Raw genomic sequence first — 15,769 nt, 5'->3', positions numbered from 1 at the left:
ACGCCGGGTGTCAGGCGCTTCCCTCCCCAGGCGCTTCCCCTCAGGCGCCGTGCAGCCGGTCCGTGCAGCCGGTCCGTGCAGCCGGTCCGTCGTCGTGGTCACCCCGCCGTGTCGTCCTCCTCGGCCAGCACCCGCTGCGCCACCGCGAACGCCGAGTTCGCCGCCGGAACCCCGCAGTACACCGCCGTCTGGAGCAGCACCGCGCCGATCTCCTCCGGTGTGAGCCCGTTCCGCCGGGCCGCCCGCACATGCAGGGCCAGTTCGTCGTAGTGGCCGTGCGCCACCAGCGCCGTCAGCGTGATCATGCTGCGCTCACGGCGCGTGAGGGTGGAGTCGGTCCAGATCTCGCCCCAGGCATAGCGCGAGATGAAGTCCTGGAAGCGGGCGGTGAAGGGGGTCTGCCGTGCCTGCGCGCGGTCCACGTGCTCGTCGCCGAGGACCTGGCGGCGTACCTCCATCCCGCGCGACGCATACCCGTCGAAGTGCCCGCGCAACGCGGCGAGCACGGCCTCCGGGCGCTCCGCGGGCGCGAGATGCGAGGCGCCCGCGATCTCGGTGAGCGAGGCGCCGGGCACCGCGTCCGCGATCTCCCGCAGATGCGCGGGCGGCGTCGCGGGGTCCTGACGGCCCGCGACCAGCAGCGTCGGGGCGGTGATCGACGACAGCCGGTCACGGAGGTCGAACGCGGCCAGCGCGTCACAGCAGGCCGCGTACGCGTCCGGGTCCGCGTCCCGGTGGTCCTGGACGAGCTCCGGCACGGTGAAACCGGGCGTGAACCAGCGGGAGTCGGCCGTCGCCGCGACCGGCGCGACACCCTCCCGGCGGACCAGCTCGGCCCGCTCCCGCCACGGCTGCGCGCCGTTGAAGTGGGCCGACGAGCAGAGGACCGCGAGGGACGACACCCGCTCCGGGTGGTGCGCGGCGAGGTGCAGCCCGACCGCTCCACCCAGCGAGACACCGGCGTACGCGAACCGGTCGATGCCCAGTGAGCCGGCGAGCGCCAGCACCAGCTCGGCGAGGTCGGCGACGGTCGCCCCCGGACCGATCAGACCGGCCGGCGAGCCGCCGTGCCCGGGCAGGTCCCAGCGGATCACCCGGTGCGTGACGGACAGCTCGGGCGCGACCTTGTCCCACAGCGCGTACGACGTGCCCAGCGAGGGGCCGAGGAGCAGCGGGGGAGCGGTGACGGGTCCCTCGGCGTGGTGGTGCGACAGCCTGCCGTTCGGTTTGGTGGTCAACGTCGCTCCAGCGCACGGTCGGTGAGGGCTCCCGCGGAGCCCGTGTAGCGGGTGGGGTCGGTGAGGTCCGCGAGATCGAGGTCCGTCAGCTCCTGCTCCTCACCGAGCACGTCCACGAGAGGCCGGTTCTCGGCGACGGCGAGCTTCGCGGCCCGGGTCACCAGCTCCTTGGCGCGGGCCCGCCCGAGCACGGGAGCGAGCTCGGCGGCCAGCCGCTCGGAGACGATCAGCCCCTGGGTGAGACCGAGGTGCTCCCGCATGGTGTCCGCGTTCACCCAAAGGCCCTCCGCCAGTTCGGCGGCATGGCCCGCGGCCCCACCGACCAGTCGGAGCAGCTCCCGCAGCGGCTCCCACTCGGCATGCCAGGCCCCGGCGGGCCGCTCGTCCTCGGCGGCCATCGACGCGTAGAGCGTGGCGGCGAGCCCTGGCGCGCGCCGGGCGGAGGCGGCGATCAGGGTAGCCGCGACGGGATTCGCCTTGTGCGGCATGGCGGACGACCCGCCCCCGGCACCCTCGGTGACCTCGGCGATCTCCGTGCGGGCGAGGGTGAGGACGTCCGCCGCCGGCTTGCCGAGGGCGCCGGCCGTGAAGGCCAGGGCTCCGGCCAGATCGGCGATCGGCGTACGCAGGGTGTGCCACGGCAACGCCGGTTCCGCGAGCCCGAGTTCACGGGCGTACGCGGTCACGAGGGCCTGGGTGTCCTCGGTCCCGAACGCGTTGAAGGCCGCCAACGTTCCTGCGGCCCCGCCCAGTTGGGCCGGCAGCCGCACGGTCGTGAGCCGGTCCCGGGCGTCCAGCACCAGCGAGCGCCATCCCGCCGCCTTCAGCCCGAAGGTCGTCGGTACAGCATGCTGTGTCAGGGTCCGCCCCGGCATCACGGTGTCCCGGTGGGCGGCGGCCAGTCGGCCCAGCGCCCGCGCCGTACGCTCCAGGTCCGCCAGGATCAGGTCCAGTGCGGCGCGGGCGACCAGCATCATCGCCGTGTCCATGATGTCCTGGCTGGTCGCGCCCCGGTGGACGTACGGCCCGTGCTCCGCGCCGACCGCCGCCGTCAGATCCGCTACCATCGGGATCACCGGATTGCCGCCGGCGCGGGCGCGCAGCGCGATCGACCGGACGTCGAAGCCCACGGCGTCGGCGGCCACCGACACCGCCGACGCGGCCTCGGCCGGGGCCAGGCCGAGCCCCGCCTGGGCCCGCGTCAGCGCCGCCTCCGCGTCGAGCAGCGCCTGGAGAAACGCACCGTTCCCGGTGGCGGCCGACGCGGGGGATCCCGTCCACCCGGGGGCGAGCAGGCCGGCGTCGGAATCGACGGAATCGACGGGTTCTGTCACTGGAACTCCAGGAAGACCGTTTCGCCTTCGCCCTGAAGGCGGATGTCGAAACGGTACGTGCGGTTCGCGCCCTCGGCCGCGATGAGCGTGGCGCGCCGCTCGGCGGGCAGCGAGTCGAGCAGCGGGTCGGCGCCGTCGGCGAGGTAGGCGCGGGTGAACAGGTGGTGCACCAGACCGCGCGCGAACACGCACACGCTGATGTACGGCAGTCCGGCATTGCCCGGCGGCAGGGTGTGCAGCGCGTAGTGTCCGTCGGCGTCCGTGGCGACCCGCCCGAAGCCCGTGAAGTCGGTGCCGTTGCGGCCCAGGAAGCCGCCCGTCGACGGGTCGCGGCGCATCGAGCCGGGGGCACCCGTCAGGGAGCCGTCGGGCGCCGCCTGCCAGAAGTCCAGGAGGGCGTCGGGGATCGGCGCACCCGCACCGTCGAACACGTATCCGTGCAGGGTGATCGTGTCGGGGTGGCCCTGGGGCGCGACGTCCGGGCCACCGGGGAAGGGGAGCGCGTGCCCGTAGAAGGGGCCGATGGTGTGGGACGGGGTGGGGAGCAACCGCTCGGTCATGCTCAACGGCCTTCCTCGATCCAGGTGGCGGAGGGACCGTCGAGGACGATGTCCCATGCGTAGCCGAGGGAGAACCCGGGCGCCGAGAGGTCGTGCTGGTAGGTGGCGATCAGACGGTTTCGGGCCGCCGCGTCCGTCACGGACCGCAGGATCGGGTCGTATGCGAACAGCGGGTCGCTCGGGAAGTACATCTGTGTCACGAGCCGCTGGGTGAACGCCGTGCCGAAGACCGAGAAGTGGATGTGCGCGGGCCGCCACGCGTTGGTGTGGTTGCCCCACGGGTACGGGCCCGGCTTGATGGTGGTGAACGTGTACCGGCCCTGATCATCCGTCAGGGTCCGCCCCACGCCGGTGAAGTTGGGGTCGAGCGGCGCCGGGTGCTGCTCGCGCAGATGGGCGTAGCGGCCGGCCGCGTTGGCCTGCCAGACCTCGACCAGCTGGCCCCGCACGGGTCGGCCGTCGCGGTCGAGGAGCCGGCCCGAGACGGTCATGCGTTCGCCGATCGGCTCGCCCCGGTGCTGGCGGGTCAGGTCGTTGTCGATCTCGGTGATGTCGGTGACGCCGAAGACCGGACCCGCCAGCTCCACCGTCTCCGGGTCCCCGCCGTGCACGGCGACCAGCGGCTGCTTGGGGTGACGCAGCACGGAACTGCGGTACGGGGCGTAGTCGCGCGGCGGGTGGTGGCGGACCGGGCCGCCCTCGGCGACCGCCTTGTCGTACGCGTTCTGGAGGTCGTCGACCTCTATGTCGATGTGCGACTGAGTGAGAGCCATGGGTGCGTCTTCCTATCGCTCGAGGACGAGGGCGAGGCCCTGGCCCACGCCGATGCAGAGGGTGGCGACACCGACTCCCGAGCCCTTGCGGGCGAGTTGGTGGGCGACGGTGAGCGCGATGGCCCGCGCGGCCTGGATCACGGCTTCGAGCCCGGAGGCGCACAGCCGGTTGACGGTCACCCCGGGCACGGAGGCGGGCAGGCCCGCGAGGAGGGCGGCCATCCGGCCGACGTTGCGGTTCTCCTCGCCGGCGCCGTTGGCGTTGCCGAAGTACACGTCCTCGATCCGGGACGGGTCCAGGCCCGGTGTACGGGTGAGGAGTTCACGCACGGCATGGGCGGCCAGGTCGTCCGGGCGGACGGAGGCGAGCGAGCCGTTGTACCTGCCGATCGGGGTGCGGACCGCGTCGACGACGTAGACGTCCTTCACGAGCGGATCTCCTCCGGGACACGAACCTTCGCGGCGGTCTTATCGACGATCTCCGCGGCGGTGACACCGGGCGCGGTCTCCACCAGGAGCAGTCCGTCGGCGGTGACGTCGAGAACGCCGAGGTCGGTGATGATCCGGTTGACGCAGGCCCTGCCGGTCAGCGGCAGCGCGCACTCCTCGAGGATCTTCGCCTGGCCGTCCTTGGCGGTGTGGGTCATCACGACGATGACCGTGCGGGCGCCGTGCACCAGGTCCATCGCGCCGCCGATCCCGGTGATCATCTTGCCGGGGATCGCCCAGTTCGCCAGGTCACCGCCCGCGGAGACCTGCATCGCGCCGAGGACGGCGACGTCGATGTGCCCGCCGCGGATCATCCCGAAGGACAGCGCCGAGTCGAAGAAGGAGGCTCCCGGCAGGACCGTGACGGTCTCCTTGCCGGCGTTGATGAGATCCGGGTCGACCTGCTCCTCGGCCGGATACGGGCCGGTGCCCAGGATCCCGTTCTCCGACTCCAGGATCACCTCCACACCGGCGGGGAGGTGGTTGGGGATCAGCGTCGGCAGGCCGATGCCGAGGTTCACGTACTGGCCGTCGGCGAGCTCGCGTGCGGCGCGGGCGGCCATCTCCTCGCGTGTCCAGGCCATCAGCCGCTCACCGTCCCGGTTGCCGCGGACGCCGAAACGGTCCGCTTCTCGATCATCTTGGCGTTCGTCTGTTCCGGAGAGAGCGCGATGACGCGCTGTACGAAGATGCCCGGCACGTGCACCGCGTCCGGGTCGAGCCCGCCCGGTTCCACCAGCTCCTCCACCTCGGCGATCGTCACCCGGCCCGCCATCGCGGCCAGCGGGTTGAAGTTCCGCGCGGACTTGTTGAAGACCAGGTTTCCGTGCCGGTCGCCCTTCGCCGCCCGGACCAGGGCGAAGTCGGTACGGATGCCGTGCTCCAGGACGTACTCGGTGCCGTCGAACTCCCGTACCTCCTTCGGCGGCGACGCCAACGCCACCCCGCCGGAGCCGTCGTAGCGCCACGGCAGCCCGCCGTCCGCGACCTGTGTGCCGACCCCGGCCGGGGTATAGAAGGCGGGGATCCCGGCCCCGCCCGCGCGCAGCCGCTCGGCCAGCGTGCCCTGCGGGATCATCTCCACCTCCAGCTCACCGGCCAGATACTGGCGGGCGAACTCCTTGTTCGCCCCGATGTACGAACCGGTGACGCGGGCGATCCGTCCGGCCGCCAGCAGTACCGCGAGCCCCGACTCCATCGCGCCGCAGTTGTTGGAGACCACGCCAAGTCCCGCCACTCCGCGCTCGTAAAGAGCCTGGATCAGCACGTTCGGCACACCACTCAGGCCGAATCCGCCGACCGCGAGCGTCGCGCCGTCCGGCACATCGGCCACCGCCTCCAGGGCTGTGGCGACCACCTTGTCCATCCGTGAAGCCCCATCTCTCCCGAGCGCCCAGCGCGTAATTAGTCAGCACACTGATTATTTGTTCGAGGCTTCAAACACGCTGCCATCCGATCCCGGGGCAGTCAATACCCCAAGGAAAATGCGGACGAGAGACATCCTGGCGAGACAGGACAGGGGTGCCGAGGGCAGGTATCGTTCAGTGCACCAACGAAAACCACAGAGGAAATCAGACAGCTGCGCGGCCGACGGCGACGCGTACGTGGAGCGAGGAGCACACATGGCCGCGGTGGACCTCTCCACCCACCCCGGGCACCTGGCCCGGCGGCTCCAGCAGGCGCACTACCTGCTGTGGAACACGATGGTCTCCGAGGAGATCACCTCACCGCAGTTCGCGGTCCTGAACGCGCTCGTGGCCGAGCCCGGCCTCGACCAGCGCACGGTCGGAGAGCGGGTCGGCCTCGACCGGTCCACGATCGCCGAGGTCATCAGCCGGCTCAGTCGCCGCGGGCTGCTCGACAAGGTCCGCGACGCGCACGACGGCCGCCGCTTCCTGCTGCGCCTCACGGAGGAGGGCACCCGCACCCACCGCAAGCTGACGGTGCGCACGGCCCGGATGAACCAGGTCTTCCTGGCCCCCCTCTCGGCCGAGGAGCAGAGCCAGTTCTTCGACCTCATCCAACGGGTCTCGGACGCCGCCGAGGGGCTCCGCAATCCCGCGGAACCCCTCACGGCCTCGAAGACCTGAACGCCCGGACGCTCCCCGCCCGGCGGGCCGGTGCGGCCGCCTTCCGTCACGCCTTCGCGAACACCACCCACACCTGTCCCTTGGCGAAGTTCATCGGCGAGCCGTCCGCGGTCGTGAACTCCGTGCCGTCCGTCGCCGACTTCCGCTGCCAGTCCACGTCGAAGACCCGCCCGTCGCGCAGGACTTCGGCCTTGCCCGTGCCGACGGTCTCCGTGTAGGGGGTGTTGCTGCCGAGGAAGTCGTGGAACCTGGACTGCCGCACCTTCACGTGCTGCACGACCACGGTCGCCGGCGCCACCGTCGCGCCGTCCGTCGTCACCGCCTGTGTCCCGTCCATCGACACCAGCCAGCGCTGCCGCTGCTCGGACCAGGTGAAGGTGAAGCGGGCCGCGGGGAAGCGGACCGTGCGGGCCTTCTCCGGGGTGCCACCCGGGGGAGCCGCGCCGAAGTGGAACCCCGTCGTGAGCGCGTCGGCGCCCGGTGCGGAGTTCAGCAGCCGCTTCGGCCGCAGGAACAGATTGTGCGGCGCCGCCTTGTCGCCGCCGCGGAAGTAGGCGTTCGAGTCCTGCTCCGGCGACACGGCCCGCAGGGGCGCCTTGTCGATCAGTGGCAGCAGCTTGTGCTGGGCCCCCGAGAACGCGAGTGTCGGATCGTGGAACTGGCCCAGCAGCTCCAGGTCCGACTCGCGTGCGCTGCGCACCGGCCCGACGGTCTTCGGCAGGTTCGTCGCGAACACCGCCATCAGCCGGCTCAGACCGCCCTCGACCTGCTCCGCGTACACGACGTCCGCCGTGTCCAGGCCCGTCTGCGGGCGGGCCGCACCAGCGTTGTCGATCTTCACCGCCAGTACCGGACCCGCCGTCGCGCTCGGGCTGCCGCTGACCTGGCTCTCCGGGTGGCCCTGTTGCCGGTTCCGTCCGTCGTCGACCGCGCGGCCGTGCGTGGTGCAGCCCGTCACCAGGGAGCCCGTCACCGTGGCGGCCAGCAGTGCCGCCGTCATCACGCCGCGCCGCATCCGCGCCATCTGTCGCATGCCCACCGTCCACCAAGTCCTGTGCCATTGATTGTGCGCTTATAGGTTCATTGGTGGCCATACCCGTTCGGTTCTGATTGCGCGCGTCGGCTCGGCCGATTGGGCCAGTCGACGAACGGGCCGACCGGAGCACGCGCCCGCACTTCGACGATCCAGCGATCCAGCGGTCCAGCGATCCGGCTGTCCGGGATGCACCCCCCTGCGGATACCCGCGCTGTCCCTCCCCAGCGGGCATGAATCAACGAGTACGGATCGGTGAAGAGGGCGCTGCGACAGCGTGAACACGCCGCCCCCGGCCGCACTCCCTTCGGTTCGCGGTCAGCCCCGCGAGCCGAGGATCTCCGTCAGGTCGTAGCTCACCGGCTCCTCCAGTTGCGCGTAGGTGCAGCTCTCGGGGGTGCGGTCGGGGCGCCAGCGGCGGAAGCGGGCCGTGTGCCGGAAGCGTGCGCCGTTCTCCATGTGGTCGTACGCCACCTCCGCCACCCGCTCGGGCCGCAGCGGCACCCAGGAGAGGTCCTTCTTCCCCGACCAGCGACTGGGTGCGCCGGGCAGCCGCGCCGTCTCGTGCGCCGCCTCGTTCGACCAGGCCGCCCAAGGGTGCCCCGCGGCGTCTTCCATGCGCAGCGGCTCCAGCTCCTCCACCAGCTCGGCGCGACGCTTCATGGGGAACGCGGCGGACACCCCGACGTGTTGCAGGGCGCCCCGGTCGTCGTACAGCCCGAGCAGCAGCGAGCCGACGACCGGGCCGCTCTTGTGCAGGCGGTAGCCCGCGACCACCACGTCCGCCGTACGCTCGTGCTTGACCTTGAACATGGCGCGCTCGTCCTGCCGATAGCGCAATGTGAGCGGCTTGGCGATCACGCCGTCCAGGCCCGCGCCCTCGTACTGCTCGAACCACTGCTCGGCCACCTCGCGGTCCGTGGTCGCCGGGGCGACATGGACGGGGGCCGTCACCCCCGACAGCGCCGACTCCAGCAGGGCGCGCCGTTCGGTCAGCGGAGTGTCGAGCAGTGAGTCGTCGGCCAGCGCCAGCAGATCGAACGCCACGAACGAGGCCGGCGTCTTCTCGGCCAGCATCCGCACCCGCGACTCGGCCGGATGAATGCGCTCGGTGAGCGCGTCGAAGTCGAGCCGCCCGTCCCGGGCGATCACGATCTCACCGTCGATCACACAGCGCTCGGGCAACCGGTCCCGCAACGCCTCGACCAGCTCGGGAAAGTACCTGGTCAGTGGCTTTCCGGTCCGACTGCCGAGCTCCACCTCGGTGCCGTCGCGGAACACGATCGCCCGGAACCCGTCCCACTTCGCCTCGTACTGCATGTCCGGCGGGATCTTCGCCACGGACTTGGCGAGCATCGGCTTCACGGGCGGCATCACCGGCAGATCCATGCTCCGATTCTGCGGGCACACGCCGATGTTCGCCCGGTATGCGCGGTCTGCGTGCTGCGCCTACCGTGGCTCGCATGGGCGATGCGGTGGAGCTGGAGGCGGCGGGCAGGACGGTACGGCTGTCCAGCCCGGACAAGATCTTCTTTCCGGAGCGCGGCTTCACGAAGCTCGACGTAGCCCAGTACTACCTCGCCGTCGGCGACGGGATCCTGCGCGCCCTGCGCAACCGCCCCACGACCCTGGAGCGCTACCCGGACGGTATGAGCGGCGAGTCCTTCTTCCAGAAACGGGCGCCCAAGAACATGCCCGACTGGATCCCCACCGCCCACATCACCTTCCCCAGCGGCCGCAGCGCCGACGAGATGTGCCCCACCGAGGTGGCCGCCGTGGTGTGGGCCGCGCAGTTCGGCACGCTCACCTTCCACCCGTGGCCGGTGCGTCGCGACGACGTCGACCACCCCGACGAACTCCGCCTCGACCTCGACCCGCAGCCCGGCACGGACTACGCCGACGCCGTACGCGCCGCCCACGAACTGCGCGCCGTCCTGCACGAGTACGGCGATCTGCGCGGCTGGCCCAAGACATCCGGGGGCCGCGGGCTGCATGTCTTCGTCCCGATCGAGCGACGCTGGACCTTCACCCAGGTGCGCCGTGCCGCGATCGCCGCCGGACGCGAACTGGAACGGCGCATGCCCGACCAGGTCACCACCGCCTGGTGGAAGGAGGAACGCGGCGAGAAGATATTCGTCGACTACAACCAGACCGCCCGCGACCGCACCATCGCCTCCGCCTACTCCGTACGCCCCCGCCCGCACGCTCCCGTCTCCGCGCCCCTGCGCTGGGACGAGGTCGGGGACGCGCGGCCCCGCGACTTCGACATCGCGACCATGCCCCGGCGGTACGCCGAACTGGGCGACGTCCACGCGGACATGGACGACCACGCCTTCTCCCTGGAGGCCCTGCTGGAACTCGCCGACCGCGACGAGCACGACCACGGCCTGGGCGACCTCCCGTACCCGCCCGAATATCCGAAGATGCCGGGCGAGCCGAAACGCGTCCAGCCGAGCCGGGCGAAGCACGGGGACGGCTGACGGCCGGCCGCCGGCCGTCACGGCCCGTGAGGGTCGCGACGATCCGGCGGCAGTCCTTGAGAACCGCCGCCCGTCCGTGCCCGGGTCGTCCGCGCGCGGCGGGGAGGAGTCCTGGGCGCGGGCTCGGGAGCGCTCTCAACGCCGTTACCGGCCGGGGCTATCCTGATCCGCAGCCGCTCAGGAGGAGTCCCGAAGTGACCGAGACCGCGTCGCGTCCCACGCTGGAGGCCGTGGCCGCCCGGGCCGGGGTCTCGCGGGCCACCGTCTCCCGTGTCGTCAACGGCGGCGACGGTGTGCGGGAGCCCCTCGTCGCGCGGGTGCGGCGGGCCGTCGAAGAACTCGGCTATGTGCCGAACCAGGCCGCCCGCAGCCTGGTGACCAAGCGGCACGACGCGGTCGCCGTCGTGATCGCCGAACCGGAGACGAGGGTCTTCGCGGACCCCTTCTTCGCCCTCCAACTACGCGGCATCAGCAAGGAGTTGACCGCCCATGACTGTCAGCTCGTGCTGCTGCTCACGGAAGGGCGGGACGACCACGCACGCGTGGGCCGCTATCTCGCCGGCGGCCATGTCGACGGTGCGCTCGTCTTCTCGCTGCACCTCGACGACCCGCTGCCGGGCCTGATCCGCGGTGCCGGGGTGCCCACCGTGTTCGGCGGGCGGCCCGGCTGGGGCGACGGCACGCGCGACGCCGCGCCCGCGGTGTACGTCGACTGCGACAACCGCGGCGGCGCCCGGGCGGCCGTACGCCATCTCGTCGGGCTCGGCCGTACCCGTGTCGCCCATCTGACCGGGCCGCTCGACCAGACCTCGGCGGTGGACCGGCTCGACGGATTCCGGGACGTCATGGTCGACGCCGACCCCCGGCTGGTCGTGCAGGGCGACTTCACACCTGCTGGGGGCGAGCGGGCGATGCGCGAGCTGCTGGAGCGCTGCCCGGACGTGGACGCCGTGTTCGCGGCCAACGATCTGTCCGCCTCCGGCGCCCTGCGGGTGCTGCGCGAGCAGGGGCGGCGGGTGCCCGAGGACGTCGCGCTCATCGGCTTCGACGACATGCTGCCGGTCGCCGAACAGACCGATCCGCCGCTCACCACGGTCCGTCAGGACATAGAGGAGATGGGCCGGCTGATGGCCCGCCTGCTGCTGAGCGGCCTGGACCGCCGTGGCGAGGCGGCGGGCCCGGCCGGCACCCCGGCCGGCGTGGTCCTGCCGACGACACTGGTCAGGCGCGCCTCCGCCTAAGGATCGCCGGCGCGCGGACGCGGACCTCTGCTCCCGGGCGTGGCCCGGACGGCCACGCCCGCACGCGACGGTCTGCCTTCGGTTCAGCCCTGCGGCGGCGTGCTCTTGATCACCGCGAACCTCGCGCCGTACGGATCGGCGAGCTTGGCCAACCGGCCCACGCCTTCCAGGTCCGTCGCGGGCATCCGGACCTTGCCGCCCAGCTCCTGCGCCTCGGCGACCGTCGCGTCCGTGTCCTCGACCTCGAAGTACGGCAGCCAGTACGCACCCGACTCGGCCTCCGTCGGGTCGTCCTGGAGCGGGACCGCACCGCCGAACATGGCCTCCGGCTCCGTACCCGCCGGGTTGATGCAGGTGTATGTGCCGCCGGGGAACGGCACCGCCGAGGTCTCCCAGCCGAACACCTTGTCGTAGAACGCGGCGGCCCGCGCGATGTCCGGTGTGTAGAGCTCGATCCAGCACAGCGATCCGGGGGCGCCGGCCACGTCCAGCCCCTTGTTCCGGCCCGGCTGCCAGACGCCGAAGGGCACGCCCGCCTGGTCGGCGAGGATCGCCATGTGGCCCTGGCCCATCACGTCCATGGGCGGCAGGAACACATGTCCGCCGGCCTGCTCGGCCGCCTTCGCGGTGGCCTCGGCGTCGGGGCTCTGGAAGTACACGGTCCAGGACGGCGGGCCCTGTTCCGGAGTCGTCTGCATACCGCCCGCGGCGGTCTTGCCGGAGAGCTGGAAGAAGCCGTATCCACCGGCGTCGGGCCCTGCCGACTGGAACTGCCAGCCGAAGAGGCCGCCGTAGAAGGACGTGGCGCCGTCGATGTCGGGGGTGCCGACATCGAGCCAGTTCGGAGCACCGGTGACATAACGGGTGGTGAGCATGATTGCCCTCCTTTGAGGGGTCCCGTTGCCTGCACTGCCGAGTCTTGCACCGCCCACTGACAATCGCCGCCGCAGCGCGCCGCGGGGTTGCGGGACGAGGGTGATGACGCTCGGTGAGCAGCGGGAATTCCCGTGTTTCTGCCGACTCCGCGCGCCGCCGTGTTTTCCGGGACGGGCGGGACCATCATCAACGCCTGCGACAGCCACGTACGGGGTCGGACACCGCCTCCGGAACACGACGTTGATCCCGCGTTGATCGAACGTTTTTCGCCGCCCGGCACGATCTCGCCCATGCACACCGAAACGATCACGTCGCCCGACATCGCCTGGCAGGAGGAGGCGCTGTGCGCGCAGACGGGGGCTGATTTCTTCTTTCCCGAACCCGGGAGCTCCGTACGGGAGGCGAAGCGCATCTGCGGCCTGTGCGAGATCCGCTCCGCCTGCCTCGAATACGCGCTCACCAACGACGAGCGGTTCGGGGTCTGGGGCGGGCTCTCCGAGAAGGAACGGCTGAGCCTCAGGCGCGACCCGCGCTGAACGCCCGCACCGGGAAATCGGTACGCCGCACGGCCCCCGGCAGGCACAATCCCCGCCTGGCCGGCACTCCGGTCCACACGGCCGACAGTCTCCTCAGCGCTCTCGCTCCGCTGCCGTACCCGCGGCGCATGCGTGAACTCGCCCTCCATGTGCGGGTCATGAGCCCACCGCGCCCCGTGCTCGAGGCGCGCGGTGCGTATGAGCGGGGCATCGCGGTGGTCGCGGCGTCCGTCGCCCGGGGCACCCAGTGGATCGCGGAGCGCATCGCGGACGCCGAGCCCTTCGTGCGCGGCCACGCCCTGCGCGTCGCCGACAGCCTCCAAGTCCCCGACACCGTCTACGAGTCGGCGCTCGGCGACGCCTGCGAGGCCGTATGCCGTGATCTGCTGCGGGGGATAGTCGTGGGCCGCCGCACGGCACTTGCCGACCGGCTGGCGGACGGGCTGCGGCGCGACTGGGGCGACGCCGAGGCGGCGCGGCTGCTGCCGGGCTGCGCGCCGGAGACCGTTGCCCGGCTCCTGCCCGGCCTCTTCCACGCCGTCACCGGCTGGAAGACCCTCGCCAACAGGCACCCGCGCACGGTGCTCGACGCGGCCGAACAAGCGCTGGCCACGCTCCCCGAGGCGCTGCGCGCCCCCTGGTGGAGCCGGTACGCGCCCGCCGTGGCCGCCACCGTCACGGCCGAACCGTTGCGCGCACGCGCCCTGCTCGAACGCCTCGGCCCCGAAACGATGCCACCCCGACTCCGCAAGCACCTGGGCGACTTCGCGGTGGCCGCCCCCGGGCGGCTCCTGCGTCTCCTGCTCACTCCCGCCTGGCACGCCGTCCGCCGACACCGCGGGCTGGGTCCCGGTGTCCTGCGCACGCTGGCCCGCAAGCAGCTGACGGCGTACGAATGAGCAGCGGGCCCGTGCCTCAGAGGCACGGGCCCGCTGCTGAAGACGCCTGAACCGGCGCCGAAGGCGGCTACGCGCCGGCTCGCGCCGCCATCCGCGCCTTGCGGGCCGCCAGCTTCTCGTCGAACTTCCGGGCCTCCGTGTCCAGCCCGCCCATGAAGAGGCCGAGCTCTTCCTGGGCGTGCAGGCCCTCGGGGCTGAGGCCGTCGATCTCCAGGACCTTCAGGTGGCGCAGCACCGGCTGGAGCACGTCGTCGTGGTGGATGCGCATGTTGTAGACCTCGCCGATCGCCATCTGCGCGGCCGCGCGCTCGAAGCCGGGGATGCCGTGGCCGGGCATGCGGAAGTTGACGACGACGTCCCGCACGGCCTGCATGGTCAGGTCGGGCGCGAGCTCGAACGCCGCCTTCAGCAGGTTGCGGTAGAAGACCATGTGCAGGTTCTCGTCGGTCGCGATGCGCGCCAGCATGCGGTCGCAGACCGGGTCGCCCGACTGGTGACCGGTGTTGCGGTGGGACACGCGGGTCGCCAGCTCCTGGAAGGCGACGTACGCGACGGAGTGCAGCATCGAGTGCCGGTTGTCCGACTCGAAGCCCTCGCTCATGTGCGACATGCGGAAGGCTTCCAGCTTGTCCGGGTCCACGGCGCGCGAGGCGAGCAGGTAGTCGCGCATCACGATGCCGTGGCGTCCCTCCTCCGCGGTCCAGCGGTGCACCCAGGTGCCCCAGGCGCCGTCGCGGCCGAAGAGGGAGGCGATCTCGTGGTGGTAGCTGGGGAGGTTGTCCTCGGTGAGAAGGTTGACCACCAGTGCGATGCGGCCGATCTCGGTGACCTTGGACTGCTCCTTGTCCCACGCCTCGCCGTCCTCGAAGAGGCCGGGGAAGTTGCGGGCGTCACTCCAGGGCACGTAGTCGTGCGGCATCCAGTCCTTGGCGACCTTCAGGTGGCGGTTCAACTCGTTCTCGACCACTTCCTCCAGCGCGTACAGCAGCCGAGCGTCGGTCCAGTCGGACGTGCTGCCAAGGTGGGGAGAGGTGATCGTCACAGGTGCTCCAGGGGGACGTGAAGTACAGCGAGCGGGGCCACGAGCGGCGGGCCCGGCAACCTACGGCATCGTAGGCTACGTATCCGTAGGTTACGAGACCGTAGGTTAAGCACGCTGTAAAGACTGCTGATCAGCAGGGTTCCCCCACGGACACCGCCCGCATGCCGGACGCCGGTGCACCCGCAGGTCCGGGGGCCGGAACGGCGTTACATCAACCGGGTCAGGCGTACAGCTCCCTCAGCCGGACCGAGAGACATGTCACACAGCCTTCGAGTTTCTCGTACTCGCTGATGTTAACCAGGACGGGCTCGTGGCCGAGGTCCGCGAGCAGGTCCGCCGTCTTCGGGGCGCTGTCCGCCATCAGCAGCTTCGATCCGCCGAGCAGGACCACATGGGAGCCGGACTCCTCCGGCACCGAGAGGAAGCGAGTGAACAGCGCGGGCCTGTCCACGAGCGGGATGTGACCGATGACCGTGCCGTCCGGCAGCGCGGTGACCGAGGACTTCAGGTGCAGCACCTTGCTGACGGGCACGGCGACGACCTGGGCTCCGAGCGGCTCGAAGACCGCGCGCAGCTGCTGGACCCCGGCCGCGTTGGTGCGCCCGCCCCGGCCTACGTAGATCGTGTCGCCGATCTTCAGGACGTCGCCGCCGTCGAGGGTGCCGGGTTCCCAGATCCAGTTCACCGAGCAGCCCAGGCGGGCCACGGCCTCCTCGACGCCGGCGGTCTCGCCGCGCCGGGAGTCGGCGCCGGGGCGGGTGATCAGGGCGACATTGCGGTACATGACCACCGCGTCCTCGACGAACACCGAGTCCGGGCAGTCGTCGGCCGGATCCACCTCGACGGTCTCCCAGCCGTGCGTGCGCAGCGCCTCCGCATACGCCTCCCACTGCTCGACCGCGAGGCCGACATCGACCTGCGCGCGCTCGATGTGCGTGACCAGCCCTTCGGCGAGGCGGGGGCTGGGGCGGCGGATGAGGGCCTTCTTGCTGGGCACGTGCGGGTCTCCGTCTCGGCAGGGGGTACGCCGCCATCATGCAGGGCGACCCCCGCCGCACAACAGTCCCGGTGGCCGTGACGGGTCCTGACGGCCTCCTGCACCCCCCGCCGCACGGGAACCGCAGGTGGGCATCAGCGGTGGCAGGCATGGCGGCGACGGGGCGCCTGTGACGGGGGCC

At 71.6% G+C, this 15,769-nt stretch carries 17 protein-coding genes and 1 pseudogene; 5 read left to right on the top strand and 13 right to left on the bottom strand.

From position 1 onward, the window contains the following. Nucleotides 1-98 precede the first annotated feature (98 nt). From pcaD to GTY58_RS08985, 8 genes and pseudogenes are all read right to left on the bottom strand, one after another. Entirely contained in the window at nt 99-1,238 is a 1,140-nt protein-coding gene (gene pcaD, locus GTY58_RS09015; RefSeq protein WP_010983145.1) for a 3-oxoadipate enol-lactonase, read from the bottom strand. Beyond that, entirely contained in the window at nt 1,235-2,572 is a 1,338-nt protein-coding gene (gene pcaB, locus GTY58_RS09010) for a 3-carboxy-cis,cis-muconate cycloisomerase (protein WP_010983144.1), read from the bottom strand. Before pcaB ends, pcaD begins: the two co-directional genes overlap by 4 nt. Beyond that, a complete protein-coding gene (pcaG, locus tag GTY58_RS09005; protein ID WP_037645869.1) occupies nt 2,569-3,132 on the bottom strand; it encodes a protocatechuate 3,4-dioxygenase subunit alpha in 564 nt (187 codons plus the stop codon). The genes pcaB and pcaG overlap by 4 nt, the downstream gene beginning before the upstream one ends. Nucleotides 3,133-3,134: 2 nt before the next feature. Continuing rightward, on the bottom strand, nt 3,135-3,905 hold the full coding sequence (gene pcaH / locus GTY58_RS09000) for a protocatechuate 3,4-dioxygenase subunit beta (protein ID WP_010983142.1): 771 nt from the start codon (nt 3,903-3,905) through the stop codon (nt 3,135-3,137). Nucleotides 3,906-3,917: 12 nt separating this feature from the next. Beyond that, nucleotides 3,918-4,046: a hypothetical protein gene (locus GTY58_RS41285; protein WP_242432237.1), complete on the bottom strand. Its 129-nt coding sequence runs from the start codon at nt 4,044-4,046 to the stop codon at nt 3,918-3,920. Beyond that, nucleotides 4,020-4,334, bottom strand: a pseudogene (locus tag GTY58_RS08995) (acetyl-CoA acetyltransferase); the annotation flags it as partial. The gene GTY58_RS41285 and the pseudogene GTY58_RS08995, both read right to left, overlap by 27 nt. Then, nucleotides 4,331-4,978, bottom strand: coding sequence for a CoA transferase subunit B (locus GTY58_RS08990; RefSeq protein WP_010983140.1), 648 nt, complete (start codon nt 4,976-4,978; stop codon nt 4,331-4,333). The gene GTY58_RS08990 and the pseudogene GTY58_RS08995, both read right to left, overlap by 4 nt. Beyond that, nucleotides 4,978-5,760 carry a CoA transferase subunit A gene (locus GTY58_RS08985; RefSeq protein ID WP_010983139.1) on the bottom strand — a complete coding sequence of 261 codons (783 nt, stop codon included), beginning with the start codon at nt 5,758-5,760 and terminating at the stop codon, nt 4,978-4,980. Before GTY58_RS08985 ends, GTY58_RS08990 begins: the two co-directional genes overlap by 1 nt. Before the next feature lie 256 nt (nt 5,761-6,016). Between GTY58_RS08985 and GTY58_RS08980 the strand changes: the two genes are divergently transcribed. Then, nucleotides 6,017-6,484, top strand: a complete 468-nt coding sequence (locus GTY58_RS08980) for a MarR family transcriptional regulator (RefSeq protein WP_010983138.1) — start codon at nt 6,017-6,019, stop codon at nt 6,482-6,484. A gap of 46 nt (nt 6,485-6,530) precedes the next feature. Here the strand turns inward: GTY58_RS08980 and GTY58_RS08975 are convergent, their stop codons facing one another. After that, the gene (locus GTY58_RS08975) at nt 6,531-7,517 is read right to left on the bottom strand and encodes a DUF3048 domain-containing protein (RefSeq protein ID WP_037646165.1); all 987 of its coding nucleotides are present in this window, start codon (nt 7,515-7,517) and stop codon (nt 6,531-6,533) included. Between the two features lie 318 nt (nt 7,518-7,835). Next, on the bottom strand, nt 7,836-8,906 hold the full coding sequence (locus GTY58_RS08970) for an ATP-dependent DNA ligase (protein WP_010983136.1): 1,071 nt from the start codon (nt 8,904-8,906) through the stop codon (nt 7,836-7,838). 74 nt (nt 8,907-8,980) lie between these two features. Here GTY58_RS08970 and ligD point away from each other — a divergent pair, with 74 nt between their 5' ends. Together ligD and GTY58_RS08960 are read left to right on the top strand one after the other, a co-directional pair. Then, nucleotides 8,981-9,997 (top strand): non-homologous end-joining DNA ligase, encoded by a 1,017-nt coding sequence (gene ligD, locus GTY58_RS08965; protein WP_010983135.1) that lies wholly within the window; start codon nt 8,981-8,983, stop codon nt 9,995-9,997. A gap of 194 nt (nt 9,998-10,191) precedes the next feature. After that, the gene (locus GTY58_RS08960; protein ID WP_010983134.1) at nt 10,192-11,238 is read left to right on the top strand and encodes a LacI family DNA-binding transcriptional regulator; all 1,047 of its coding nucleotides are present in this window, start codon (nt 10,192-10,194) and stop codon (nt 11,236-11,238) included. A gap of 83 nt (nt 11,239-11,321) precedes the next feature. Here the strand turns inward: GTY58_RS08960 and GTY58_RS08955 are convergent, their stop codons facing one another. Then, the gene (locus GTY58_RS08955) at nt 11,322-12,113 is read right to left on the bottom strand and encodes a VOC family protein (RefSeq protein WP_010983133.1); all 792 of its coding nucleotides are present in this window, start codon (nt 12,111-12,113) and stop codon (nt 11,322-11,324) included. Between the two features lie 252 nt (nt 12,114-12,365). Between GTY58_RS08955 and GTY58_RS08950 the strand changes: the two genes are divergently transcribed. Then, nucleotides 12,366-12,650, top strand: a complete 285-nt coding sequence (locus tag GTY58_RS08950; protein WP_037646166.1) for a WhiB family transcriptional regulator — start codon at nt 12,366-12,368, stop codon at nt 12,648-12,650. A 128-nt stretch (nt 12,651-12,778) separates the two neighbouring features. Further along, entirely contained in the window at nt 12,779-13,549 is a 771-nt protein-coding gene (locus GTY58_RS08945; RefSeq protein WP_010983131.1) for a hypothetical protein, read from the top strand. A 67-nt stretch (nt 13,550-13,616) separates the two neighbouring features. Here GTY58_RS08945 and GTY58_RS08940 read toward each other — a convergent pair whose 3' ends face one another. Both GTY58_RS08940 and ddaH read right to left on the bottom strand, forming a co-directional pair. Then, nucleotides 13,617-14,591 (bottom strand): acyl-ACP desaturase, encoded by a 975-nt coding sequence (locus GTY58_RS08940; protein ID WP_010983130.1) that lies wholly within the window; start codon nt 14,589-14,591, stop codon nt 13,617-13,619. A 220-nt stretch (nt 14,592-14,811) separates the two neighbouring features. Continuing rightward, a complete protein-coding gene (ddaH, locus tag GTY58_RS08935; RefSeq protein WP_010983129.1) occupies nt 14,812-15,588 on the bottom strand; it encodes a dimethylargininase in 777 nt (258 codons plus the stop codon). Between the last annotated feature and the right edge of the window lie 181 nt (nt 15,589-15,769).

The organism is Streptomyces sp. SID5469 (assembly GCF_009862865.1).
Taxonomy (GTDB): domain Bacteria; phylum Actinomycetota; class Actinomycetes; order Streptomycetales; family Streptomycetaceae; genus Streptomyces; species Streptomyces avermitilis.
The sequence above is the reverse complement of the archived record's forward strand: the minus strand, read 5'-3'. Positions and strand labels throughout refer to the sequence as shown.